This window comes from Pseudomonas berkeleyensis, assembly GCF_014109765.1.
GTDB classification, from domain to species: Bacteria; Pseudomonadota; Gammaproteobacteria; order Pseudomonadales; family Pseudomonadaceae; genus Aquipseudomonas; species Aquipseudomonas berkeleyensis.
The window spans coordinates 5,586,703-5,608,974 of record NZ_CP059139.1 but is presented as its reverse complement, the minus strand read 5'-3'; the positions used below and the strand labels follow the sequence as shown (position 1 = coordinate 5,608,974).

Genomic DNA, 22,272 nt, shown 5'->3' with positions numbered 1-22,272 from the left:
GCGGGGCACATCATGCCGGTTTTGCCCGTGCTGTGCAGCGGGCCGCTCAGGGAGAAGAAGGGCGGTCGCATCACAGGCCGACCGCGGCCTGTGGATAAACTCAGGCCAGGCCCGCCTTGTCCAGACCGAACTGCTTGTCGGCAGAACCTGGCACGGTGCGGAACGCTACGTTGAGGCGGTTCCAGCCGTTGATGGCTATCACCAGAAAGCTCAGCTCCGACAGTTCCTGCTCGGAGAACTGTTCACGCACGCTGGCGTAGATGGCATCGGAGACGCCGTGCGCTGACAGCTGGGTCAGGGCTTCCGTCCATTCCAGCGCGGCGCGCTCCTGTGCGGAGAACAGCGGCGATTCACGCCACACGGCGACATGGTGCAAGCGCAGCTCACGATCGCCATGGATCTTCGCTTCTTTCACATGCATGTCGACGCAGAAGGCGCAGCCGTTGATCTGCGAGGCGCGCAACATGACCAGGTGGGCCAGCGGCGCAAGAAAGGGGCTGCGGGTCAGCAGCATGGAAAACTCGGCGTATTTGCCGGAAGCCTTGGGGGAGAGTGCGAAGTAATCGAGGCGCTGGCTCATGGTGTTCATCCGTATCCGCATTGAGGGGCGCGATGGCGTGATGGCCTGCCCCGGTAGCGGTGAATCTACGCAGCAGTGGCCCAGTCACATAGATCCAATTGTGTAGATTCGGATTGATCCACTTCGCTCAGCGCCGTGCCTGCGACGGTGGAAAACCATACTCGCGCTTGAAGGCGGCGCTGAAGCTGCTGAGGTGCTCGTAACCGGCCAGGCTGGCGGCTTCTTCCACCGACAGACCCTGTTGGCGCATGGCCTGGTAGGCACGTGCCAGGCGCTGGCGGCGCAGGTAGGCGGCGATGGTGGTGCCGTTGCGGCTGCGAAAGGCGTTCTGCAGGTCGACCGGGTTGGTGCCGAGCCGGCGGGCCATGTCGGCGATGCTCAGGGCGTCTGCCTCGCCGCTGTCGAGCCACTCCTCGAGGCGCGCCAGGCAGCGTTCGAGGTGGCTGCCGAGGCGTTTCTCCTGGGGCGTGTCGATGCCGCGCAGGATGTCGCAGGCCAGATCCAGGGCAAAGCTCTCGCGTTGCAGGCGCTGCAGCAGCGGCGGCAGGGTCGCGTCACGTTCGAGCAACTGGTGGGCGCGCTGGAGGATGTCCGCCGAGGGTTGCCAGGGCAAGCTGTGCCAGTGGTTGCGGCTGAAGCGCAGCAGGGTGTCGCTGCGCAATTGGCTGCCGAGGGCGAACTGCTGCAGCCAGTCCGGGGTGATGCTCAGGCACACCTTGGTTTCTTCGCGGCCGCTGCGCCAGTGGCGCTGGAACTGATCGCTATCGGTCAGGTTGACCAGCATGGCGCGCTGGCCACCTGGGCGCGCGTCGAAGTGCAGGCGCTGGCGCGGCAGGCTGACTTCGGCTTCGCCTTGCAGCAGGAAGGCGGCGGTGATGCCTGGTGCCAGGCGGTTGTAGCTGCTGGCGTCGACCAGGTCGCGGCTGTGGCTGAAGTACAGCACCAGCCCCTCGCTCAGTACCTGCACCTGTTGCTCGCCATCGAGCACCGGCTGTTCGCCCGGCAGCTCGCGCTGGAAATGCAGGTTACCGCCCAGGGTGTGGGCGACATCGCTGAGCTGGCCGCAGGTGAAGAGGGTCATGACACGATTCCAGGTTGGAAGTTTCGTTGCGGCTAATTTTTCCTTCTTTTCGCCTAAGCGCGCAACATTGTTCAGAATTATTCTCATGTGCAATGAGGTCGCAATCGTTTTGGTTGCGTCACCAACGATCATGGGAATCACACAGCGATGGGTTTGCTCCTCACGCAAACGGCGGTGGTCGAGGCGGTCTTTCACGAGCATGTCGACGCGGCGCAGATAAGCCAGTGGCTGGACGGCATCGAGCGTTTGATCGAGGGCCGTCAGCCGTTCTTCTTCATTTCCAGTACCCGCGAGGGCAGCACCTTCGCCGAGGATTACCGGGCCATTCAGGGCGTCTGGTACAAGCAGCACAAGGCGGCGTTCCGCGAGGTCTGCCAGGGGCTGGTGCGCATCGCTGGAGATGCCGACGAGCAGGCCCGGCTCGACACCCCGGCGCTGCATGCCGCCTGGGGCGTGCCCTATTTCGTCACGCTGGACAGGACGCACGGCTATCGCTGGATCTCCGAGCGCATGGTGAATCATGCAGCGTCCGTCTGAGCAGGTGCCGGTGACCCGGCTGGCGCTGGCGGTGATCGTGGTGCTGTACTTGGCCCACGCGCTGCCGCTGTATTTCTTCAACGTGGCGATGCCGGCCATCCTGCGTAGCCAGGGTGTCGACCTGCGCTGGATCGGCATGCTCTCGCTGCTCTACATCCCCTGGGCATTCAAGTTTCTCTGGGCACCGCTGGTCGACCGGCATTATCTGCACAGCCTCGGCCGGCGTCGCACCTGGCTGTGGCTGACCCAGGCGGCGCTGGTGGCCGGCATTCTGCTGCTGGCGATGACCGGGCTGGAGCACGGCCTGCTGCTGTTCGTGCTGGTGAGCCTGTGGATATCCACCTTCGCTGCCACCCAGGACATCGCTATCGACGGTTACACCGTGGAATCGCTGGCCAGTGAGGATCATCGTCTGGGCAGCATGGCGCAGAGCATTGGCGTGGCCCTGGGCAGTATGTTCGGTGGCGCCGGCGTGCTGTGGCTGTACCAGGTGCTTGGCTGGCAGAGCGCGCTGTTGACGTTGGCCGGCCTGAGTGCCCTGACCATGCTGGCAGTCGCGCGGGTCGATGACCGCCTGCCGGCGCAGGCCGAGGCGGCCAAGCCGGGCTTCATCGCCACCTTCAAGCGCCCGGAGATCCGCTGGGCACTGCTGCTGATCCTGGTCTATCGCCTGGTCGAGGCGCCGGCCATGGCCATGCTCACGCCGATGCTGGTGGATCGCCAGTGGTCACTGACGCAGATCGGCCTGCTGATGTCGGTGGCCGGCGCCAGCGTCGGGCTGCTCGCCGCCGTGGCGGCTGCACGCCTGTTGCAGGGCCAGCGCGCGGCGACCCTGCTGCTGCGCGCCGGCTGGCTGCGCAGCCTGGCCTACCTGGCGGTCGCCGGGCTGCTGCTCAGCGGCCTGGCCGACGGCTCGCCCTTGTGGCTCGGCGCCATGGTGCTGGTGCTCCTGGCCATCCGCTACCTGGCGATGACCAGCCTCTACGCCCTGTTCATGCAGCTCTGTTCGCGGCAGCAGGCCGGCACCGATTTCACCGTGCTGGTGTGCTTCGAGTTGCTGGTGTTCTTCGTCGGTGGCTCGCTGTCGGGCTTTCTCGCCAAGGGCCTGGGTTACGAAACCTATTACCTGCTGCTGGGTGCGCTTTCAGTGCTCAGCGTCCTGCTTTGCAAACCTATCGTCCGGCGCATCCAGGCCGGCACAGACAATCATTGACGCGCTTTCTCTGGGGGAAACCATGAGGCATCTTTCGGCATCCATGCAGGTCACCTTGCTCAGCCTGGCGGTGAGCGGCGCGCTCCACGCGCAGGCCGACGACACCACGAGCAGCCAGGTCAAGGAGCTCGGCCCGATGGTGGTCACCGCCACCCGTTCGGCCAAGAGCATCGCCGAGATCGCCGGCACGGTGTACAACATCGACCGCGAGCAGGTTGCCGAGCAGGCTGCGGCCGGCCGTTCCACCTCCGATATCCTTGGCCAGCTTGTACCTTCTTTGGCGCCAAGCAGCGGCACCACCAGCAACTACGGCATGACCATGCGCGGGCGCACCGTGCAGGTGATGATCGACGGCGTGCCGCTGACCGGCTCGCGTGACGGTTCGCGCCAGCTCAACAGCATCAGCCCGGCGATGATCGAGCGCATCGAGGTGATCTCCGGCGCTACCAGCATCTACGGCGCCGGCGCCACCGGCGGCCTGATCAACATCATCACCCGCAATGCCGACGATGAAACCAGCGACTTCAGCAGCCGCATCGGCCTGCGTACTCCTGGCAAGGCGGCGCGTGACGCCATGGCCTACGAGGCCTCGCAGACCGCTGCCTTCCACCAGGGCGCGGTCAGCGGTTTCGCCGGCCTGAGCTTCACCAAGCAGGGCGAGATTCGCGATGCTGACGGTGATCGTATCGGCCCGGAAATCTCCCAGACCGACCGTCAGGACACCACCAGCTTCGACTTCAACGGTCGCCTGACCTGGCACCTGGACGACGTCCAGCAACTGAGCGCTGGCGTGCGCTATTACAACGACGAGCAGGACAGCGACTACGGCCCGGATTACGGCCCCAATCTCAATGTTCTGTTTAGCAGCGCCGACCCAAGTCACAAGGCCGTCGATGGCCTGCAACTCGACGACCAGCCGCGCACCCGCCACTACGGCGCCAATGCGCAGTACCTCAACCGCGACTTGCTGGGTGGCCAGCAACTGACCGCCGAAGCCTACTACCGCAAGGAAAAATCGCGCTGGTTCCCCTTCGCCAGTCGTGTGGCGAATGCAGCAACACCCGGTGCTATCGATGTTGTGATGCAGTCGAGCACTGACATCGACGTCTGGAGCGTACGCACCGCCTTGCAGAAAGGCTTCGAGCTGGCCGGGCGCGACCTGCAACTCACCTATGGCCTGGATCATGAGCGCGAGCAGGACAGCCAGAACGCTCAGTTCTACGATTTATGGGGTGCTTTCGTTCCCAGTAATGGCCTTAACTACCGCGAGACCTACAGCGCTGCGATGGGCCCGGACGTGGAAGTGAGCAAGACCGGCGCGTTCCTGCAGGGCGACTACCAGCTCACTGAGCGCCTCAGCCTGCAGGCCGGGGTGCGCCGCGAAACCATCCGCAACGAGGTGGACGATTCCATCCCCTATGGCGAGGCAGTGACCGCCGCGACCGTTGCCGGTTACCAGGCGCGCACCCTGGAAGGCGGCAACGTGCGCCACAGTGAGACCCTGTTCAACTTAGGCGCGGTGTATGCGCTGACCGACAGCCAGCAACTGTTCGCCAATTTCTCCCAGGGTTTCAGCCTGCCCGACACCCAGCGCATGCTGCGCGACGTGCCGGCCAGCTTCGTCATCGATAGCAGCAGCATCGATTCGATCAAGGTCAACAACTACGAACTGGGCTGGCGCCTGGGCGATGCCAGCGGCCTCAACGCCGGGGTGACCGCGTTCTACAACACCTCCGACAAGGTGGTGCAGTTCAACCGCGATTTCAGCGTCTCGGTGGCCGACACCGATGAGCGCGTGTGGGGCGCCGAAGGCAACTTGCAGGTGCCGGTGGTCGAGGGCTGGACGCTGGGCGGTACCCTGGCCTACACCCGTGGCCAGTACAAGGACGCCGCCGGTAACTGGCGCGAGCTGAATGCCTTCCGCGTCTCGCCGCTGAAGGCCACCGTCTACAGTGACTGGCGCTTCCTCGATGGCTATGGCGTGCGCCTGCAGGCGCTCACCGTGGGCGGCAGTGACCGCGCCTATGACGACGCTCAGTCCGCCGCGATCAGCCCGACCATCCGCGCCACTCCGGCGACCAAGATCCAGGGCTATACCGTGCTCGACCTGATCGCTCACGCGCCCTGGCTGGGCGGCGAGGTCGGTTTCGGCGTCTACAACCTGGCCAACCGCGACTACAAGACCGTCTACGGTCAGCAGGCCGAGGCCACCTACGGTGCCATCTCCAGCCTGCCGGCAGCCGGCCGCACCTTTGGCCTCAGCTACTCGGTGCAGTACTGATCGTTCAGCGCTGGTAGCTCAGCGGCCGCTTCGAGGACTCCGGCAGCGCCAGACCACCGGCCAGGGCCAGCAGGGCGATGGCGATCAGGTAGTAGGCCGGCGACATGCGGTTGCCGGTCACCTCGATCAGCCAGGTGGCGATCAGCGGCGCGGTGCCGCCGAAGATGGTGTAGGCCAGGTTGTAGGTGAAGGCCGAGGCGGTGTAGCGCACCCGGGTGGGGAACTGCTCGGACAGCAGCACCGCCGTTACCACCCCACAGATCACCGCACCCACTGCCAGCAGCATGGCGCCCAGGGCTGAAGCCAACAGGGTGCCCGAGGCAGCCAGGGTGAAGGCCGGATACACCGCGACGATCAACGCCACTCCGGCGGTGAGGATGGTGCGGCGGCGCCCGACGCGATCCGAATAGCGCCCGACGAAGGGGCACAACAGGGCGGCGAAGAACAGCGCGATCAGGCTGGCCAGCAAGGCGGTCGGCCGCGCCGCGCCGCCGACCACCTGCATGTAGGTGGTGAGATACGTGGTGAACATATAGAACGACAGCGCCGTCGCCGAGATGAACGCCGACAGGCACAGCACGGTGCCGCCATGCTCGCGCAGGGTTTCGCGCAGCGGCGAATGTTCAGGGTGAGGTTGCGCAGCCAGGGCCTGGAAGGCCGGTGACTCGTCCAGGCGCAGGCGCATGTACAGGCCGACCAGGCCCAGCGGCGCGGCGATCAGGAAGGGTACGCGCCACCCCCAGGCCTGCATCTGTACCTCATCCAGCCAGACGCCCATGCCGAACACCAGCCCGGCGGCGCAGGCGAATGCCATGAAGGTCGAGACCGGCACGAAGCTGCCATAGCGCGCCTTCTGCTCGGTGGGCGCATGCTCCATGACGAAGGCGCAGGCGCCGGCATACTCGCCACCGGCGGAGAAGCCTTGCAGGCAGCGCGCCAGGGCCAGCAGCAGCGGGGCGAACAGGCCGATGCTGGCGTAGGTCGGCAGCAGGCCGATCAGCGTGGTGGCGCCGGCCATCAGCAGCACGGTGATCGACAGCACGCGCTTGCGCCCGATGCGGTCGCCGAGGATACCGAAGACGATGCCACCCAACGGCCGCAGGGCGAACGACACGGCGAACACCGCAAAGGTCTGCAGCAGTGCCAGGGTCGGGTTGCCCGGCGGGAAGAACAGCGAGGCGATGGTCACGGCGAGGAAACCGTAGACGGCGAAGTCGAACCACTCGACGAAGTTACCGATGGCCGAGGCGGCGATCACCTTGTGCAAGGTGGCCGGGCTGACCTGTTGACCGTGGGCTGCGGCGTTCATACGTCATCTCCTGATGCTCGGGCCAGACGGTCTGGCGATCAGGTTGGACGTTATCGGCTGCGCCCTGTGCGAAGCGCTTCGCAGGCGACAGCGGCGTTGCCGTGAGCGACCTCAGCCCTGGGGAAACTGTGCCGGGTTGGAAAAGCAGGCGCGCAGGTGATCGAACACCAGGCGCACCCTTGGCGGCACGGGGCCTTGCTGCGGGCGGTAGATGAACAACTGCCAGGGATCGGGTGCCTGCTCGGTCAGCACCGCCTGCAGGCGGCCGTTCTCCAGGTACGGTTGCGCCAGGTAGGCGGGCAACTGGCCGTAGGCCAGGCCGGCGAGCACGGCTTCCAGCTCGGCTTCGGGGTCGTCACACACCAGCGCTGGCGTGGGGGGATGCAGGCTGGGGCCGTGGGCGAATGTCCACGGCCAGGGGCGGCCGTTCTTGCGGTCGATCAGCACCGACAGCGGCCGCTGCTGCAACTCGTCGAGGTCACGCGGCGCGCCGCTGGCGGCGATCAGTTCCGGCGTGGCCACCACCTGCAACGGCACCGGCGCCAGGGCGCGGGCGACGTAGCGGCTATCACGCAGGAAGCCGACGCGGATGCCGATATCGATCTGCGCTTCCACCGCGTCGGTGATCTCGTCTTCCAGGCGCAGGTTCAGCACCAGTTGTGGGTGCTGCTTGAGCAAGGGTTGCAGGAAGCCCACCAGAAAGCGCTTGCCGATGGCCTGCGGCGCGGTGATGCCGATGCGCCCGGCGATGGCCGATTCGGCCTCGGCGCGATGGCCGCGAAACAGCGCATCGAAATCCTCCAGCATCTGCCGGGCGCGCACCGCATAAGCCTCGCCGAAGGCAGTGATGTGCACCTGGCGGGTGTTGCGGTGAAACAGAATCTCGCCCAGCTCCTCTTCCAGCGCCTTGATCGCGCGGGTCACCGCCTGCGGCGAAACACCCAGGCGAGTCGCTGCTTCGCGGAAATTGCTGCAGTCGGCTGCGCTGCAGAAGATGCGGATCATCTCCATGCGATTGAGCATGTCGGGGCACCTTTTTGTTCCAGAATATGGAATAGCCTAATCCAAACTCTTCCATTCATTGAAACGGAAATCGCCTCTAACGTGAGCCCATGTCCAGCGAGTGACGCCGGACACTCCAACGAATCGAGAGAGGGCATCACCATGAGCAACAACATTTCCGGCAAGGTCGTGGTCATCACTGGCGCCAGCAGCGGTCTGGGCGAAGCGACTGCGCGTCATCTGAGCAAGCTGGGCGCCAAGGTGGTGCTGGCTGCACGGCGCAAGGAGCGTCTCGAGCAACTGGTCGACGAACTGGCTGCCGCTGGCGGTGAGGCCGTGGCCTACACCACCGACGTGGCTCGCGCCGACGAGGTCAAGGCACTGATCCAGGGCGCACTGGACAGCTTCGGCCGCGTCGATGTGCTGGTCAATAATGCCGGCTATATGGCCATCGCGCCGCTGGGCGACGTGCGTGTCGAGGAGTGGGAGCGCATGATCGACATCAACATCAAGGGCGTGCTGTACGGCATCGCCGCGGCGCTGCCGGTGTTCCAGCAGCAGAACGCCGGGCACTTCATCAACATCGCCTCGGTGGCCGGGATCAAGGTGTTCAGCCCGGGCGGCACCGTCTACAGCGGCACCAAGTTCGCCGTACGGGCCATCTCCGAAGGGCTGCGTCATGAGGTCGGCGGCAGCATCCGCACCACCACCATCGAACCGGGCGCGGTGGACTCCGAGTTGAAGTTCGGCAGCTCGCACCAGCAAAGCCGCGACTTCGTCGTCGACTTCTACAAACAGGCGATACCGGCGGAATCGGTGGCACGCGCCATCGCCTTCGCCATCGAGCAGCCGGCCGACGTCGACATCAACGAGATCGTCCTGCGCCCGACCGTGCAGGAGTTCTGATCCACAACCGCTGTTGCAGGCGCTTGCGATGCGGGCCTTCACGGGCCAGCATGCGAGCGCCTTTTTCGCTTTCAGGAGTCTGCATGAACGCGTCGATCCGTCCCGTCGACCTGGCCAAGGCCTACCGTCTGCTCAATCACGGCCCCACCGTGCTGGTGTCGGCTCGCTACCAGGCTGTGGATAACGTCATGGCGGCGGCCTGGTGCTGTGTGCTGGACTTCGACCCGCCGAAGCTCACCGTGGTGCTGGACAAGGCCACCCGCACCCGCGCGCTGATCGAAGGCAGTGGCCTGTTCGCCATCCAGGTGCCGACCGTGGCGCAACTGCAACTGACCCAGGCGGTGGGTAACGCCAGCCTGGCCGACGATCCGGCGAAGCTGGCCCATGCCGGCGTGCAGTTGTTCGAGATGGAAGGCCACGACCTGCCGCTGGTAGCGGGCTGTTCGGCCTGGTTGGTCTGCCGGCTGATCGATGAGTCGCACAACCAGCAGGCTTACGACCTGTTCATCGGCGAGGTGATCGCGGCCTGGGCCGACGAGCGCGTGTTCCGCGACGGTCGCTGGCATTTCGAAACGGCCGACCCGAGCCTGCGCAGCCTGCATCACGTGGCGGGCGGGCACTACTACGCGATTGGCGAGGCGCTGAAGGCCTGAAACGAAAAAGCCCACGGCATGCCGTGGGCTGTACTGGAGAGCGTGCTGCGGTTACCAGAGTGCCAGGGTGTAGTCGATGTTGACGCGGGTCTGCTCGACATCACGGCTGAAGTTGTTCTGGTAGTGGCCGTGGCGCAGACGCAGGCCGAGACCGGCCAGGCTGCCGCTCTGCACCACGTAGGACACCTCCAGATCGCGTTCCCACTCTTCGCCGTTGCCGTCGGCCACCGGCTCGTGGATGTTGCGGCCCTGAATGAAGCGGATCTGCGTCTTCAGGCCCGGCAAGCCGTGCCTGGCGAAGTCATAGTCGTGCTTGAACTGCCACACGCGCTCCTTGGGGTTCAGGTACTCGGTGGCCAGGGCGCCGCCGACCATCACGTAGGGGTCGATGCTGGCCAGGTACGGCATGCCGGTATCGCCGCTCAGGTGCATGTAGCCCAGGCTGAAGGTGTTGGCGCCCAGGGTGTAGGCAGCGTTCAGGTTGAGGTTGCCGTTGTCGACGCGGCCGGCCTTGGCCGCACCGTCCTCACTGCTGTCGAAGTAATAGGCCTCGCTCTTCAGCGCGCCCGGGCCGAGCGGTGTGGTGTGGGTCAGGCCGACGTAGTGCTGCTTGTAGATGTCGTTCAGTTGCGCGTAGTAGTACGAGCCGGTGAGGTTATCGAGCAGCTTGTAGTCGCCACCGCCAAACATGAAGCCGCTGGACTCCGCAGTGCCGTTGAAGCGACCGTTGAGGCCGCTGACGCGCAGCTTGGCGTCTTCGGTGGAGTCGCGGTATTTCTGCCGGTCGAAGTAACCGCCGCGCAAGGTCAGCCCATCGATCTCGCCGGAGGTCACCATGCCACCGCGGAACAGTGGCGGGAACAGGCGCGCGGTCACCGGGAACATGATCGGCAGTAGCGGCGTCATGTGGCCGACTTGCAGTTCGGTGTTGGAGACCTTGAAGCGTGCCGAGATACCGGCCTTGGAATAGTTGTCGTTGACCTCACGGGTGCGCGGGTTGAACGACAGCAGGCCGGTGCCGGTGCGATCCGGGCTGGAATCGAGCTGAAAGCCGGTCATGCCGATGAAGCTCAGGCCGAACTGCACCGGCCCTTCGGTGTAGCCCGAGTCGGCCTTGAGAATGAAGCCCTGGGCCCATTCACGCATTTCGTCCAGGCCTGGACCGCCCTGGAAATCATGGTCGAAGTAGTAGTTGCGAATCTGCAGCGAACCTTTGCTGTCCTTGATGAAGTCGGCCTGGGCGACCTGTGTGGCAACCAGCAGAGGAAGCAGTGCGTATAGCGGTTTCATTGAACGTACCTTTGTTTTTGTTGTGGTTCGGGTAACGCGATGGCAAGGCGTGGTGAGGGTTATTGCGGGGCCTCGAGCAGCTGCCACTGACCGTCCTTGATGGTGATCAGCGCGCGGGCACGCTGGTCGTGGCCGAAGTGGTCGTCAGCCGAGAGGCTGTACACGCCATGGCTGCCGGCGACACCGCTCGATTGCTCGAGGGCGTCACGCAGCTTCTGGCGGAATTCGACGGTGCCGGCTTCGCTGCCTTGCAGCGCACTCGGGATGGCGGCTTCGACCAGTTGCATGGCGTCGTACAGGTAGGCACCGAACGGCGACAGGCTGCCGGCGCCGTACTTGGCCTCGTAGGCTTCGGCGTAGTGCTTGCCGGGGGCTTTGGATGGGTGGCTGTCCGGCAGTTGATCCCAGACCACCACCGGGCCGACGGCGAGAATCGAGCCCTCCAGATCCTTGCCACCGATGCGCAGGAAGGCGCTGTTGGCGGCGCCATGGGTGTGATAGATCGGGCCCTTGTAACCAAGGCGACGCAGTTCGGTGTGTGGCAGAGCGGCCGGTGTGCCGGTGGCGCCGATCAGCACGGCGTCCGGGTTGGCCGCCTTGATCTTCAGGGCCTGGCCGCTGACGCTGGAGTCGGTGCGGTTGAAGCGTTCATTGCGCACCAGCTTGATGCCGGCTTTCGGTAGCAGCTCTTCCAGGGCCTTGTGCCAGTCCTCGCCCCAGACGTCGTTGTAGCCGATGTAGCCGACGGTCTTCACGCCGTTCTCCTGCATGTGTTTGACCAGGGCGTCGGCCATCAGCAGGTTGGTTTGCGCCACGGTGAAGATCCAGTGCCTGGCGTCGCCACTGGGGGCGAAGGGGGCCAGGGCGATCTGCGGTGTGTTGGTCTCGCGGGCGACCTGAGCCACGGCGGCGGAGGTCGGCACGGTGGACGAGCCGATCAGCAGGTCGACCTTGTTCTCGCTGACCAGCTTGCGCGCCGCGCGGGTGGCGGCGGTGCTGTCGGTAGCATCGTCGAGCACGGTGTAGTTGATGCGCTGGCCGGCGATTTCCTGAGGCAGCAGGGCCACGGTGTTCTGCTCGGGAATGCCGAGCGAGGCGCCGGGGCCGGTGGTGGATAGCACCAGGCCGATGTTGATGTCGGCGTGCACGGCAGTGCTCACCGCCGCGCTGAGCAGCAGAGGGATCAGTTTCTTCATGGGTGACGCTCCAGTGGGGTTGTTGTTGTTCTGAAACGTTGCAGGCCGTGGGTGTGGTTAGTGCGCCGCCACGGCCTGACTGGCCGCAGGTGCGGCCTTGGCAGACTTGCGACCGAGGTAGGTCTCGATCACACGCTGGTCTTCGGCCAGCTCGGCGGCCGGGCCTTGCAGTACCTTTTCGCCGACCTCCAGTACGTAGCCGTAGTCGGAAATCTTCAGTGCGGCGCGGGCGTTCTGTTCCACCAGCAGGATGGAAACACCGCTGGCACGCAGGTTCTGGATGATCTCGAAGATTTCGCCGATGACCCGTGGCGCCAGGCCCAGGCTCGGTTCGTCGAGCAGCAGCAGGCGTGGCTTGCCCATCAGCGCGCGGCCGATGGCGAGCATCTGCCGCTCACCGCCGGACAGCGTGCCGGAGGCCTGCTGGCGGCGCTCGCGCAGGCGCGGGAACAGGCCGTAGACCTCCTCCAGGGTCTGCGCATGATCTCGATGGCCCTGGCGGCGTCGGCTGAAGGCGCCGAGCTGGAGGTTGTCCTCGACGCTCATCTCGCTGAACAGCTCGCGACTTTCCGGCACCAGCAGCATGCCCTGGCCGACGCGGTGCGCCACATCGTGGTGGGGCAGCAGTGGCTGGCCGTCGAAGAGGATGTCCCCGGCGGACGGCAGCAAACCGATCAGCGCCGACATCAACGTGGTCTTGCCGGCGCCGTTGGGGCCGATCAGGCTGACGATGCTGCCTTGCGCCACCTCAAGGTCGAGGTTGCGTACCGCTGCCACCTTGCCGTAGCTGATCGACAGGCCTTTGACCTGCAGCAGGCTGCTCATTCCACACCTCCGAGGTAGGCGGCCAGTACCGCCGGGTTGTCCTGGATTTCCATGGGGCTGCCGGTCGCCAGGCGCTGGCCGAATTCCATCACCACGATGTGGTCGGCCAGGCCCATGACGAAGTCCATGTCGTGCTCGACCAGCAGCACGCCAAGACCTTCCTCGCGCAGTTGTTCGAGCAGGCAGGCGAGGGTCTGCTTCTCGTTGTAACGCAGGCCGGCGGCTGGCTCGTCGAGCAGCAGCATCTGCGGGTCGCTGCACAGCGCGCGGGCGATCTCGACGATGCGCTGTTGACCCAGGGCCAGGCTGCCGGCTGGGGTGTGCATGTACTCGGCGAGGCCGACGCGCTCGATCTGTCGGGCGGCTTCGGCGAGCAGGCGGCGCTCCTCTGCACGGTCGAAGCGCAGCAGCGCGCGCAGCACACCGGCGTTGCCACGGCGATGGGCGCCGAGGGCGACATTTTCCAGCACGCTCATGCCGGGCAGCAGGCGCACATGCTGGAAGGTGCGGCTGACGCCAAGTTTGGCGATAGCACGCGGCGACAGGCCGTCGATGCGCTGACCCTTGAAGAACACCTGGCCGGATGTTGGTGGCAGTACGCCGGTAAGCAGGTTGAACAGGGTCGACTTGCCGGCACCGTTGGGGCCGATCAGCGCGACGACCTGACCAGCGTGTACCGCCAGGCTCATGTCGTTGTTGGCCACCAGCCCACCGAAGCGCTTGACCAGGCGGTCGGCGGCCAGCAGCGGCTGGTTGCTGCGCAAGGGTTCCGGCTCACGCCGGGGCAACGGTTCGGCATCGTGCAGATCGAGCACGCGTGGCTTCGGGCTGGGTAGGTATTTCTGCAGCAGCGGCAGCAGGCCGTCCTTGGCGTATTGCAGAACGAGGATGATCAGCGCGCCGAAAACGATCAGCTCCAGGGTGCCGCCACCGCCGCCCAGCAACTGCGGCAGCACATCTTCCAGCACCTGCTTGAACAGCGTCAGCAGCGCGGCGCCGACCAGTGCGCCCCACAGGCTGGCGGCGCCGCCGAGGACGATCATGAACAGGTATTCGATGCCCATGGTCACCGAGAACGGTGTCGGATTGACGATGCGCTGCATGTGCGCGTAGATCCAGCCCGACAGCGCCGCCAGCAGAGCAGCGAGGACGAAGGCCAGCAGCTTGCTGCGCATGGTGTTCACGCCCATCGCCTCGGCCATGCCACTGGCTTCCTTGAGCGAGCGGATGGCGCGGCCCTGGCGGCTGTCGAGGAGGTTGCCGAGCATCCACAGCACAGCCACCAGCAACACGCCGATGATCAGGGTGAAGTCGCTGGCGCTGTCAATCGTCCAGCCACCGAGCTGGATGTAGGGCAGGTCGGCGATCCCGGCGAAGCCGCCGAGCATCGGCAGATTGCCGAACAGGTAGTACAGCGCCAGGCCCCAGGCCAGAGTGCCCAACGGCAGGTAATGGCCGGCCAGACGCAGGGTCAGCAGGCCGAGCAGCAGTGCCACCACCAGGGTGATACCGAGGCCGGCGAGCAGGCCCAGCCAGGGCGACAGACCGAGATTGGCGCTGACTACGGCAGTGGCGTAGGCGCCAATGCCGACGAATGCGGCCTGGCCGAACGAGGTCAGCCCACCGACGCCGGTGAGCACCACCAGGCCCAGCGCCACCAGGCTGTACAGCCCGACATAGTTGAGCAGGGTGACATGGAAGGGTTGCAGCACCTGGGGCGCCAGGACGATGCCGACCAGCAACAGAAGCAACGCAAGCAAACGGCGGTTCATCAGTGTTCCTCCCCACTGTGCGAGTGTTTCAGGGAGAGGATCAGCAGCACCGGAATCACCAGGGTGAAGACGATCACTTCCTTGTAGGCCGAGGCCCAGAACATCGAGAAACTTTCCAGCGTGCCGACCAGGAAGGCGCCGGCAGCGGCCATCGGGTAGCTGGCCAGGCCGCCGATGATGGCGGCGACGAAGCCCTTGAGGCTGATCAGAAAGCCCGAGTCGTAATACAGCGTGGTTAGCGGGCCGATGAGGATGCCCGAGCAGGTGCCGACCAGTGCCGCCAGGGCGAATGCGGCCTGCCCGGCCAGACGCGTGGGAATGCCCACCAGTTGCGCACCGTTGCGGTTGAACGCGGTGGCACGTAGCGCCTTGCCGTACAGCGTGTGGCCGAACAGGAGATAGAGCATGATGATCAGGCTCAGGGCGCAACCGATCACCATCAGGCTCTGCAGGCTGACCTGCATTTCGCCGACGGTCAGCGCGACATCGCTCAATGCTTCGGTGCGGAAGCCCTCGGCGCCGAACATCAGCAGGCTCAAGCCCAGCAGCACGATGTGCAGCGCCACCGAGACGATCAGCAACATCAGCACCGAGGTTTCCGCCAGGCGCTGGTAGACCAGGCGATAGAGCAGCGGGCCGAGTGGGGTGACCACCAGCAGGGTCAGCGCGACTTGCGCCAGGCCTGGCAGGTTCCTCAGGTCGAAGGCGCTCAGCGCGGCCCAGACCAGGGTGCTGGGCAGCAGGTAATTGAGCAGGATGCGTGGCAGGCGCCACAGGTGCTGATGACGGATGGCGATGGCGCAGTCCAGCACGCAACCGGCGACGGCGCAGCCGAGCAACAACCAGAAGGTCGGTGGCAGCATGCCGGCCTGCAGCGAGGCCAGGGTCAGTGCGCCGAACACGACGAAGTCGCCCTGGCCGACGAAGATCACCCGGGTCACGGCGAATACCAGCACCAGGGCCAGGGCGATCAGTGCGTAGATCGCACCGGTGGTCAGACCATCCTGGAGAAGAAAGGCGGCAATGGTCGCATCCATGTCAGCTTCTCTCCAGACAGTTGTGCAGGTTCGCGGCACGAAGCGCAATGCTCGGGCCGTCCGGTCGGAATAGGGGGCGGGACTGGGCTGGGTGCATGTATCGGCCTTGCAGGCCAGATATTGCGCACCCTGGAGGAGCATGCAGGCGCATAGCGGCTATCCGGGTTGTTGTTCTTGTAATTGATTTTCTGCAGACGATGACGATTTCGTCCTTCAGAGATACACATGTGAATGTGTATGTTGAAAGGCTAGCCGGAACCCTTCGAGGCTGTCAACAGCCGCCGAGTGCTCAGGTATTTCCGGGCTTGTTCTGGTGCTGCCTGGGCAGCGCTCTACGAGGTCTACGCCCTACAAGGCTGTAGGGCGTGCGGCCGCCACTGCTGGCCGCTGCAGGTTTCAGGCGCGCTGTGCGGTGGGTACCAGCAGCTCGGCCAGGCGGGTATTGCGGGACAGGCGCTCGCCTGCGGGTTCGTTGTTGTTCAGCAACGACAGGCTGATCTGGTAGGCGTAGATCAGGTAGGCGCGGTCGCTGGCGTCCTGTGCCTCGACGCCGGCCTGCAGCAGCAAGCCCTTGATGTAGCTGAGGCGATAGCGGTCGACCTCGTCGATGGCCTGACGGGCGTGCTCGTCACGGCGTGCCCAGGCGCGAATGGCCAGCTCGATGGCGGCAGCTTCCTTGGCGGTCTGGCCGTGCAGGGGCAGTTCCATCAGGCGCTGGAGTTGCTGCTGTGGTGTGGTCTGGGCGTCGCTGAGGTGGAGAATGACGTCTTCCGTGGCGCGCGTGCGCCAGCCACCGAGGATGCCTTCGAGCAGCTCGTTACGGCTCTTGAAGTGGTAGTAGAAGCTGCCGCGGGTGATGTTCAGTTCCTTGGCCAGCGTGTCGACCCGGACGGCATCGACGCCGCCCTTGACCAGTACCTGCTGGGCGGCATGGATCCAATCTTCCCGGGTCAGATTAGGGCGTACAGACATTGTCGGAGCCTTGTTCTGAGAAGGTGAGGGGCTGACCGTGCATGGCTGTCGGTCGGTAGCGAGGTTGCGATTCTAGCTCATGTTTCCGCCATGGGGCGTGGCATGCGTGCTACGAACCTGGCCATTGTCGTTATCGCTCATCTCACATGCATTGATGCATGTCATCTTCCTGAAAATCTCCAGCGTCCTGGCGACACCTCGATGAGCGGTTTTTGTGCGCGTGAATTGCCATGAAAATACAAGTCTGTAGGTTTGTTTTGACGATCACTCGACGGTTGGCGAACAGCCGTGTAGCCCGCATATTTCCTGATTATACCCTGTATGCAAGCATTTATGCGGGCTACGGAGACTTGCTGCAGTGCATCGAAGAGTGTTGACGGAATTATTTTGCCTCCCTAACATGCACATACACATCTGTATTCTAACAATCACAAGAATCGTGGAGGCAGGATGGACGGTATCGGCAGGAGTCTGGTTGCGGCTGGGCACAAGACCAACTATCACGAGGCTGGGCAGGGTGAGGCGCTGTTTCTGCTGCACGGCTCGGGTCCCGGGGTTTCCGGGTGGAGCAACTGGGCGCGGAGCATGCCGGCCTTCTCCGACAAGTGGCGGGTGATCGTTCCGGACATCGCCGGTTTCGGCTTCACTGAACTCAAGGACGACGTCAAATACGACATCAAGCTGTGGGTCGCCCATCTCGTCGACATCATGGATGCGCTCGACATCGACAAGGCCTCCTTCGTCGGCAATTCCTTCGGTGGCGCTTTGGCCATCGGCCTGGCGGTGTTCGCCCCTGAGCGGGTCAAGCGCCTGGTGCTGCTCGGCACTCCGGCCGGTGAGTTCGTGCAGACCGCCGGCCTGCGCGGCGCCTGGGAATACGAACCGTCGCTGGACAACATGCGCGAGCTGATGGCTCTGTTCCCCTACGACCAGGCGCTGATTACCCCCGAGCTGGTGCAGAGCCGCTACGAGGCCTCGGCCCGGCCGGGCGCGCAGGCGGCGCTGCGCAAGCTGATCCCACAGCCGAACCCGGATGGCGAAACCATCGTCAAGGGGTTCCCGGCTGCCGCGTTGGCCAAGATCACCGCGCCAACCCTGGTGGTGCATGGTCGCGAAGACCGTGTGGTGCCGCCGCAATGCGGGCTGCTGATCGCCAACAGCGTGCCGGACGCCGACCTGCATCTGTTCGGTCGTTGCGGCCACTGGGTGCAGGCCGAGCAGCCGCGTCGTTTCGTTGCGCTGGTGCGCGACTTCCTCTCGGAGTGATGGGTCATGAGCCGCAATACGCTGGAACGCGTGCTCTGGCAGTTGTCCGTCGAGCGCGCCGCCAAGGACAGGTTTCGTGAAGACCCGCGCCAGTTCCTTGCCCGCTTCGCCCTGAGCGAGGACGAGGTGGAAATGGTCGCCGGTTTCGACGTTGCCGCTCTGCAGCGCATCGGGGTCAACCCGATGCTGACCATGGGGTTCTGGCAGGAGTTGTCGCCCACTCGCAGCATGAAGCAATACAAGGCTTTGCTCGGGGCGACCGATGAACACAGCGCGGGTTTCTCCGCGGCATTGAAGGGGTAGGGCCATGGGCAAGATCGTTGGTGGTTTCTGGGTGCCACACGACCCGGTGATGTTCGTCGCCCCCGAAGCACCGCCGCAGGCGCAGCGCGACATCGTCTGGGATGCCTATCGTCAGTGCGGTGAGCGCCTGGCTGAGCTGGATGCCACCTCGGTGATCATCGTCGGCTGCGACCACTACATCCTGTTCGGCACCCATTGCCTGCCGCGCTACCTGATCGGTACCGGCGACGTCGACGGGCCGATCGATCGCCTGCCGGGCCTGCCGCGGCGGGTAGTGAAGAATCAGGAGCAACTGGCCAATCACATCGTCGAGCAGGGTGAACAGCAGGACGTCGACTGGACGGTGGCGCGCAGCTTCACCATGGATCACTCCTTCGCCATCCCGCATCAGTTGATCGTCCAGGTCGCCGAACAGCGCCTGGGCCGCGAGCTGCCGAGCATTCCGGTGTACCTGGCCTGCGGTGTCGACCCTTACATCAGTTTCCGTCGCGCCGCCGACCTCGGTCGGCAGATCCGCGCCGCCGTCGAGAGCTTCGCCGAAGACGAGCGCGTGGTGGTGATCGGCAGTGGCGGCATCAGCCATCGCGTCGGCACCCACGACATGGGCCGGGTCAGCGAGGACTTCGACCGCGAAGTGCTGGCGCTGGGCATCGAGGGTGATCTGGAAGCGCTGTGCGCCTACCGCGACGAGGACATTCTCGAGCGTGGCGGCAATGGCGCCATGGAAATCCGCAACTTCGCCCTGGCCATGGCGGCCGTGCCCAATGCCCGTGGCGAAGTGATCGCCTACGAGCCGGTGCCAGCTTGGGTGACCGGCCTCGGCTTCCTGCAACTGCATGCCCAGGAGATAGCCCGATGAGCCAGGTATTCCTTTGCAATCGTGACGAGCTCGAACCGGGCACCTTGAAGAAGGTCGCCGGTGGCGATGCCGGCGACATCTGCGTGTACAACCTCGACGGCAAGTTCTACGCCACCGCCGACATGTGCACCCATGCCACCGCCTCGCTGGCCGAAGGCGATATGGAAGGTGACCTGATCACCTGCCCGGTGCACTGGGGGCAGTTCCATATTCCCAGCGGCCAGGCGGTGACCTTCCCCTGCGAGCGGGCGGTACGCACCTACCGGATCATCACCACCGACAAGGAGGTATTCGCCGATACCTCGGCCGAGTCGGAAGAGGCCGAGCTGGCCGCCGCCAGCCCCATTTGAGTTCCCCCTAAAACAAGAACAATCGTGTGAGCGCCATGAACGAGATCATCAAACTCCGGCCGATCGAAACCAGCGAGCCGCTGAAGAACCTCGACCGTATCTGCGACATGGAGTCGGGCCGGATGTCCGGCAAGATCTTCTGGGACAAGGACATCTACGAGCAGGAGCTGGAGAAAGTCTTCGCCCGCTGCTGGCTGTTCGTCGCCCATGAGTCGCAACTGCCCAAGGCCGGTGACTACCTGACCACCACCATGGGCGAGGACGAGGTGCTGGTGGTGCGGCAGAAGGATGCCTCGATCCGCGTCATGCTCAATGCCTGCCCGCACCGTGGCAACAAGGTGTGCTTCGCCGAGGCGGGTAACGCGCGCGGTTTCATCTGTAACTACCACGGTTGGTCGTTCGGCGCCGATGGCGGCCGGTTGATGGGCATGCACGAATCCAAGTGCTACGAGGAAAGCGGTTTCGACAAGTCCCAGCATGGCCTGCGTCAGGCACGTGTGGCCAGTTACAAGGGCCTGGTGTTCGCCACCTTTGCCGAGGATGCGCCGACACTGGAGGAATACCTGGGGCCGATGACCTGGTACCTGGACGTGATGCTCGACATGGACGAGGGCGGCAGCGAGTTCTTCGGCGGCTGCATTCGTTCGACCATCGAGTGCAACTGGAAGATCGCCGCCGAGAACTTCGTCGGTGACATCCTCCACGGCGGCTGGACGCACGATTCGGCAGCCAAGGCCATGCTCGGCGGGCCGGTGACCAATGTCGGCGAGCTGCCGGAATCCTATTCGGTGAACTGGAACGGCCACGGCTACGAGTTCGCCACCGATGTGGTGGGCAACGCCGCGACCCTCGGCGAGCGCGAGATCAACAAGTACCTGCATACCCTGCGGCCGAAGGTGGCCGAGCGTTTGGGCGAGTTCCGCTCCAAGCTGATCGGGGCGATTTCCTCGTTCACCGTGTTCCCCAACTTCTCCTTCCTGCCGGGGCAGAACACCGTGCGCGTCTGGCAGCCACGCGGGCCGGACAAGATTGACCTGTACACCTGGGTGATCGTCAACAAGAACGCCCCGCAGGAGATCAAGGACAAGTGGCGTCGCGGCGCGATGATGACCTTCTCGCCCACCGGCGTATTCGAGATGGACGACGGCGAGAACTGGGAATACTGCACCAAGACCAGCCGCGGCATGGTCACGCGCTACCAGGACCTGTACGTCGGCCTGGGCATGCACACGCGCATCGACGACAGCGAGCTGCCCGGCAACGTGTTCCGTGGCCAGCTCAACGAATGCAACGCCCGCGCCTTCTATCAGCGCTGGAAGGATCTGCTGCAGTCGCCGACCTGGGCGGATGTGCCGGATCGCAACGGCAAGATGCGCTGAGGTGAATGCCATGACCGATATCGATCGTGAACTGCCGGTGCCGTTCGAACAGGCCCGCGAAGTCGAGGCGTTCCTCCTGCGTGAAGCACGCCTGCTCGATGACGAGCGCTGGGATGACTGGCTGGCGGGCCTTTCCGAGGCCATCCACTACTGGATGCCGGGCATCGAGAACCGTCGCCGCGAGGATCGCTCCGGGCCATACCGCCTTGAGCACATGGCCTATTTCGACGACGGCCTGCGCGAGTTGCAGCGGCGTGTGGCGCGTTTCAAGCAGCCGTCGGCCTGGGCCGAGAATCCGCCGACGCGCAACGTGCATCTGGTTACCAATATCGAGGTCTTCGCTGGCGCCGAGGCGGACGAATATATCGTCCACTCCTGCTTCATCAACGTGCGCAGCCGTGGCCTGGACGAACAGCACCAGATCAGCGGGCGGCGCGAGGACGTCATCCGCCGTGAGGCGGACGGGCTGAAGCTGCTCAAGCGCAAGATCCTCATCCCCAATGCGATGTTGCTGTGCAAGAACATCAACACCTTTCTCTGAAGGAGCGCGTCATGGGTTGGCTAGAAGGGCAGGTGGCCCTGATCACCGGCGGTACCGGTGGCATCGGCAGCGCCATCGTGCGCCGCTACGTGCAGGAAGGGGCGCGCGTCGGGGTGATGGCGCGCAACCGTGAGCAGCTCGATGCGCTGCAGACTGAGCTGGGCGATGCCGTCGTGGTGATCCAGGGGGACGTCTCCAGCCTGGCCGATAACCAGCGCGCCGTGGCGCAGACGCTGGAGGCTTTCGGCAAGCTGGATACCTTCGTCGGCAACGCGGCGGTATTCGACTATTTCACCCGTCTCGACCGCATCGCCCCGGAGGAGCTGGAGCAGGCCTTCCAGCGCCTGTTCGCGATCAACGTGCAGGGCTATCTGCTCGGCGCGCGCTGCGCCACCGACGCTTTGCGTGAGACGCGCGGCAGCATGATCTTCACCCTGTCCAACAGCGCCTTCTACGCCGGTGGCGGCGGCATTCTCTACGTCACCGCCAAGCACGCACTGGTCGGCATGATCCGCCAGTTGGCCTACGAGCTGGCGCCGGATATTCGCGTCAACGGCGTCGCGCCGGGCGCCACCAATACGCCGATGAAGAGCCTCGAAGGGCTGAACAAGCGCAGTCAGCCACTCAATGCCATTCCCGGTTTCGAGGAGGCCGCCGCGCGTGCGGTGCCGCTGCAGCGCATCGCCGAGCCGGAGGATCACACCGGCCATTACGTGCTGCTGGCTTCGCGCAAGGATTCGTCGTTGACCACCGCGCACATCATTCACAGTGATGGTGGCTGGGAAATCCGCAGCGCAGGTGGCCGCTAGACAGGGAAAGGCCTTATGTAGGAGCGGCTTCAGCCGCGAAAAGGCTTCGCGGATAAATCCGCTCCTACAGATGTGGAAAACCTAACAACGCGTTACCGATAACAACAAACA

At 64.7% G+C, this 22,272-nt stretch carries 21 protein-coding genes and 1 pseudogene; 12 read left to right on the top strand and 10 right to left on the bottom strand.

What is annotated here, in order from left to right:
- Window positions 1–100 precede the first annotated feature (100 nt).
- The gene (locus HS968_RS26060) at window positions 101–589 is read right to left on the bottom strand and encodes a carboxymuconolactone decarboxylase family protein (RefSeq protein ID WP_202884198.1); all 489 of its coding nucleotides are present in this window, start codon (window positions 587–589) and stop codon (window positions 101–103) included.
- Between the two features lie 118 nt (window positions 590–707).
- Complete coding sequence (locus HS968_RS26055; protein ID WP_182369464.1) at window positions 708–1,661, bottom strand: helix-turn-helix transcriptional regulator; 954 nt, start codon at window positions 1,659–1,661, stop codon at window positions 708–710.
- A 147-nt stretch (window positions 1,662–1,808) separates the two neighbouring features.
- Between HS968_RS26055 and HS968_RS26050 the strand changes: the two genes are divergently transcribed.
- Genes HS968_RS26050 through HS968_RS26040 form a run of 3 tightly spaced genes read left to right on the top strand, consistent with a single transcriptional unit; the run spans window position 1,809 to window position 5,692 of the window.
- Window positions 1,809–2,198, top strand: coding sequence for a hypothetical protein (locus HS968_RS26050; RefSeq protein ID WP_182369463.1), 390 nt, complete (start codon window positions 1,809–1,811; stop codon window positions 2,196–2,198).
- Window positions 2,182–3,411, top strand: coding sequence for an MFS transporter (locus HS968_RS26045; protein WP_182369462.1), 1,230 nt, complete (start codon window positions 2,182–2,184; stop codon window positions 3,409–3,411). Before HS968_RS26050 ends, HS968_RS26045 begins: the two co-directional genes overlap by 17 nt.
- Window positions 3,412–3,433: 22 nt before the next feature.
- Complete coding sequence (locus HS968_RS26040; protein ID WP_182369461.1) at window positions 3,434–5,692, top strand: TonB-dependent receptor; 2,259 nt, start codon at window positions 3,434–3,436, stop codon at window positions 5,690–5,692.
- Between the two features lie 4 nt (window positions 5,693–5,696).
- Here the strand turns inward: HS968_RS26040 and HS968_RS26035 are convergent, their stop codons facing one another.
- A complete protein-coding gene (locus HS968_RS26035) occupies window positions 5,697–7,001 on the bottom strand; it encodes an MFS transporter (RefSeq protein WP_182369460.1) in 1,305 nt (434 codons plus the stop codon).
- A 111-nt stretch (window positions 7,002–7,112) separates the two neighbouring features.
- Window positions 7,113–8,024 carry a LysR family transcriptional regulator gene (locus tag HS968_RS26030; protein WP_182369459.1) on the bottom strand — a complete coding sequence of 304 codons (912 nt, stop codon included), beginning with the start codon at window positions 8,022–8,024 and terminating at the stop codon, window positions 7,113–7,115.
- Window positions 8,025–8,165: 141 nt separating this feature from the next.
- Here HS968_RS26030 and HS968_RS26025 point away from each other — a divergent pair, with 141 nt between their 5' ends.
- Window positions 8,166–8,909 (top strand): SDR family oxidoreductase, encoded by a 744-nt coding sequence (locus tag HS968_RS26025; protein WP_182369458.1) that lies wholly within the window; start codon window positions 8,166–8,168, stop codon window positions 8,907–8,909.
- 83 nt (window positions 8,910–8,992) lie between these two features.
- The gene (locus HS968_RS26020) at window positions 8,993–9,562 is read left to right on the top strand and encodes a flavin reductase family protein (RefSeq protein WP_182369457.1); all 570 of its coding nucleotides are present in this window, start codon (window positions 8,993–8,995) and stop codon (window positions 9,560–9,562) included.
- A 51-nt stretch (window positions 9,563–9,613) separates the two neighbouring features.
- Here the strand turns inward: HS968_RS26020 and HS968_RS26015 are convergent, their stop codons facing one another.
- From HS968_RS26015 to HS968_RS25990, 6 genes are all read right to left on the bottom strand, one after another.
- Window positions 9,614–10,852 (bottom strand): OprD family outer membrane porin, encoded by a 1,239-nt coding sequence (locus tag HS968_RS26015; RefSeq protein ID WP_106737990.1) that lies wholly within the window; start codon window positions 10,850–10,852, stop codon window positions 9,614–9,616.
- Window positions 10,853–10,911: 59 nt separating this feature from the next.
- Window positions 10,912–12,048 carry an ABC transporter substrate-binding protein gene (locus HS968_RS26010; RefSeq protein ID WP_182369456.1) on the bottom strand — a complete coding sequence of 379 codons (1,137 nt, stop codon included), beginning with the start codon at window positions 12,046–12,048 and terminating at the stop codon, window positions 10,912–10,914.
- Between the two features lie 57 nt (window positions 12,049–12,105).
- A complete protein-coding gene (locus tag HS968_RS26005; protein WP_182369455.1) occupies window positions 12,106–12,873 on the bottom strand; it encodes an ABC transporter ATP-binding protein in 768 nt (255 codons plus the stop codon).
- Window positions 12,870–14,645, bottom strand: a complete 1,776-nt coding sequence (locus tag HS968_RS26000) for a branched-chain amino acid ABC transporter ATP-binding protein/permease (protein WP_182369454.1) — start codon at window positions 14,643–14,645, stop codon at window positions 12,870–12,872. The genes HS968_RS26005 and HS968_RS26000 overlap by 4 nt, the downstream gene beginning before the upstream one ends.
- The gene (locus tag HS968_RS25995) at window positions 14,645–15,682 is read right to left on the bottom strand and encodes a branched-chain amino acid ABC transporter permease (protein ID WP_182369453.1); all 1,038 of its coding nucleotides are present in this window, start codon (window positions 15,680–15,682) and stop codon (window positions 14,645–14,647) included. Before HS968_RS25995 ends, HS968_RS26000 begins: the two co-directional genes overlap by 1 nt.
- A 396-nt stretch (window positions 15,683–16,078) precedes the next feature.
- Window positions 16,079–16,654, bottom strand: coding sequence for a TetR/AcrR family transcriptional regulator (locus tag HS968_RS25990; protein ID WP_182369452.1), 576 nt, complete (start codon window positions 16,652–16,654; stop codon window positions 16,079–16,081).
- A 450-nt stretch (window positions 16,655–17,104) separates the two neighbouring features.
- Here HS968_RS25990 and HS968_RS25985 point away from each other — a divergent pair, with 450 nt between their 5' ends.
- The 7 genes and pseudogenes from HS968_RS25985 (at window position 17,105) to hcaB (ending at window position 22,161) form a co-directional block, all read left to right on the top strand.
- A complete protein-coding gene (locus tag HS968_RS25985) occupies window positions 17,105–17,920 on the top strand; it encodes an alpha/beta fold hydrolase (protein WP_182369451.1) in 816 nt (271 codons plus the stop codon).
- A 6-nt stretch (window positions 17,921–17,926) separates the two neighbouring features.
- Window positions 17,927–18,055: pseudogene (locus tag HS968_RS26880) on the top strand (extradiol ring-cleavage dioxygenase); the annotation flags it as partial.
- A gap of 172 nt (window positions 18,056–18,227) precedes the next feature.
- Entirely contained in the window at window positions 18,228–19,082 is an 855-nt protein-coding gene (locus tag HS968_RS25975) for a DODA-type extradiol aromatic ring-opening family dioxygenase (RefSeq protein WP_182369449.1), read from the top strand.
- Complete coding sequence (locus HS968_RS25970; RefSeq protein WP_182369448.1) at window positions 19,079–19,432, top strand: non-heme iron oxygenase ferredoxin subunit; 354 nt, start codon at window positions 19,079–19,081, stop codon at window positions 19,430–19,432. Before HS968_RS25975 ends, HS968_RS25970 begins: the two co-directional genes overlap by 4 nt.
- 35 nt (window positions 19,433–19,467) lie before the next feature.
- Window positions 19,468–20,811, top strand: a complete 1,344-nt coding sequence (locus HS968_RS25965; RefSeq protein ID WP_182369445.1) for an aromatic ring-hydroxylating oxygenase subunit alpha — start codon at window positions 19,468–19,470, stop codon at window positions 20,809–20,811.
- A gap of 10 nt (window positions 20,812–20,821) precedes the next feature.
- Window positions 20,822–21,352 (top strand): 3-phenylpropionate/cinnamic acid dioxygenase subunit beta, encoded by a 531-nt coding sequence (locus HS968_RS25960; RefSeq protein ID WP_182369443.1) that lies wholly within the window; start codon window positions 20,822–20,824, stop codon window positions 21,350–21,352.
- Between the two features lie 11 nt (window positions 21,353–21,363).
- On the top strand, window positions 21,364–22,161 hold the full coding sequence (gene hcaB / locus HS968_RS25955) for a 3-(cis-5,6-dihydroxycyclohexa-1,3-dien-1-yl)propanoate dehydrogenase (protein WP_182369441.1): 798 nt from the start codon (window positions 21,364–21,366) through the stop codon (window positions 22,159–22,161).
- The last annotated feature ends 111 nt before the right edge of the window (window positions 22,162–22,272 follow it).

What these genes read in the sequence shown, in the direction of transcription:
- HS968_RS26060 (WP_202884198.1), bottom strand. Translation starts at nt 589, where the DNA reads ATGAACACCATGAGCCAGCGCCTCGATTACTTCGCACTCTCCCCCAAG.
- HS968_RS26055 (WP_182369464.1), bottom strand. Translation starts at nt 1,661, where the DNA reads ATGACCCTCTTCACCTGCGGCCAGCTCAGCGATGTCGCCCACACCCTG.
- HS968_RS26050 (WP_182369463.1), top strand. Translation starts at nt 1,809, where the DNA reads ATGGGTTTGCTCCTCACGCAAACGGCGGTGGTCGAGGCGGTCTTTCAC.
- HS968_RS26045 (WP_182369462.1), top strand. Translation starts at nt 2,182, where the DNA reads ATGCAGCGTCCGTCTGAGCAGGTGCCGGTGACCCGGCTGGCGCTGGCG.
- HS968_RS26040 (WP_182369461.1), top strand. Translation starts at nt 3,434, where the DNA reads ATGAGGCATCTTTCGGCATCCATGCAGGTCACCTTGCTCAGCCTGGCG.
- HS968_RS26035 (WP_182369460.1), bottom strand. Translation starts at nt 7,001, where the DNA reads ATGAACGCCGCAGCCCACGGTCAACAGGTCAGCCCGGCCACCTTGCAC.
- HS968_RS26030 (WP_182369459.1), bottom strand. Translation starts at nt 8,024, where the DNA reads ATGCTCAATCGCATGGAGATGATCCGCATCTTCTGCAGCGCAGCCGAC.
- HS968_RS26025 (WP_182369458.1), top strand. Translation starts at nt 8,166, where the DNA reads ATGAGCAACAACATTTCCGGCAAGGTCGTGGTCATCACTGGCGCCAGC.
- HS968_RS26020 (WP_182369457.1), top strand. Translation starts at nt 8,993, where the DNA reads ATGAACGCGTCGATCCGTCCCGTCGACCTGGCCAAGGCCTACCGTCTG.
- HS968_RS26015 (WP_106737990.1), bottom strand. Translation starts at nt 10,852, where the DNA reads ATGAAACCGCTATACGCACTGCTTCCTCTGCTGGTTGCCACACAGGTC.
- HS968_RS26010 (WP_182369456.1), bottom strand. Translation starts at nt 12,048, where the DNA reads ATGAAGAAACTGATCCCTCTGCTGCTCAGCGCGGCGGTGAGCACTGCC.
- HS968_RS26005 (WP_182369455.1), bottom strand. Translation starts at nt 12,873, where the DNA reads ATGAGCAGCCTGCTGCAGGTCAAAGGCCTGTCGATCAGCTACGGCAAG.
- HS968_RS26000 (WP_182369454.1), bottom strand. Translation starts at nt 14,645, where the DNA reads ATGAACCGCCGTTTGCTTGCGTTGCTTCTGTTGCTGGTCGGCATCGTC.
- HS968_RS25995 (WP_182369453.1), bottom strand. Translation starts at nt 15,682, where the DNA reads ATGGATGCGACCATTGCCGCCTTTCTTCTCCAGGATGGTCTGACCACC.
- HS968_RS25990 (WP_182369452.1), bottom strand. Translation starts at nt 16,654, where the DNA reads ATGTCTGTACGCCCTAATCTGACCCGGGAAGATTGGATCCATGCCGCC.
- HS968_RS25985 (WP_182369451.1), top strand. Translation starts at nt 17,105, where the DNA reads ATGGACGGTATCGGCAGGAGTCTGGTTGCGGCTGGGCACAAGACCAAC.
- HS968_RS25975 (WP_182369449.1), top strand. Translation starts at nt 18,228, where the DNA reads ATGGGCAAGATCGTTGGTGGTTTCTGGGTGCCACACGACCCGGTGATG.
- HS968_RS25970 (WP_182369448.1), top strand. Translation starts at nt 19,079, where the DNA reads ATGAGCCAGGTATTCCTTTGCAATCGTGACGAGCTCGAACCGGGCACC.
- HS968_RS25965 (WP_182369445.1), top strand. Translation starts at nt 19,468, where the DNA reads ATGAACGAGATCATCAAACTCCGGCCGATCGAAACCAGCGAGCCGCTG.
- HS968_RS25960 (WP_182369443.1), top strand. Translation starts at nt 20,822, where the DNA reads ATGACCGATATCGATCGTGAACTGCCGGTGCCGTTCGAACAGGCCCGC.
- hcaB (WP_182369441.1), top strand. Translation starts at nt 21,364, where the DNA reads ATGGGTTGGCTAGAAGGGCAGGTGGCCCTGATCACCGGCGGTACCGGT.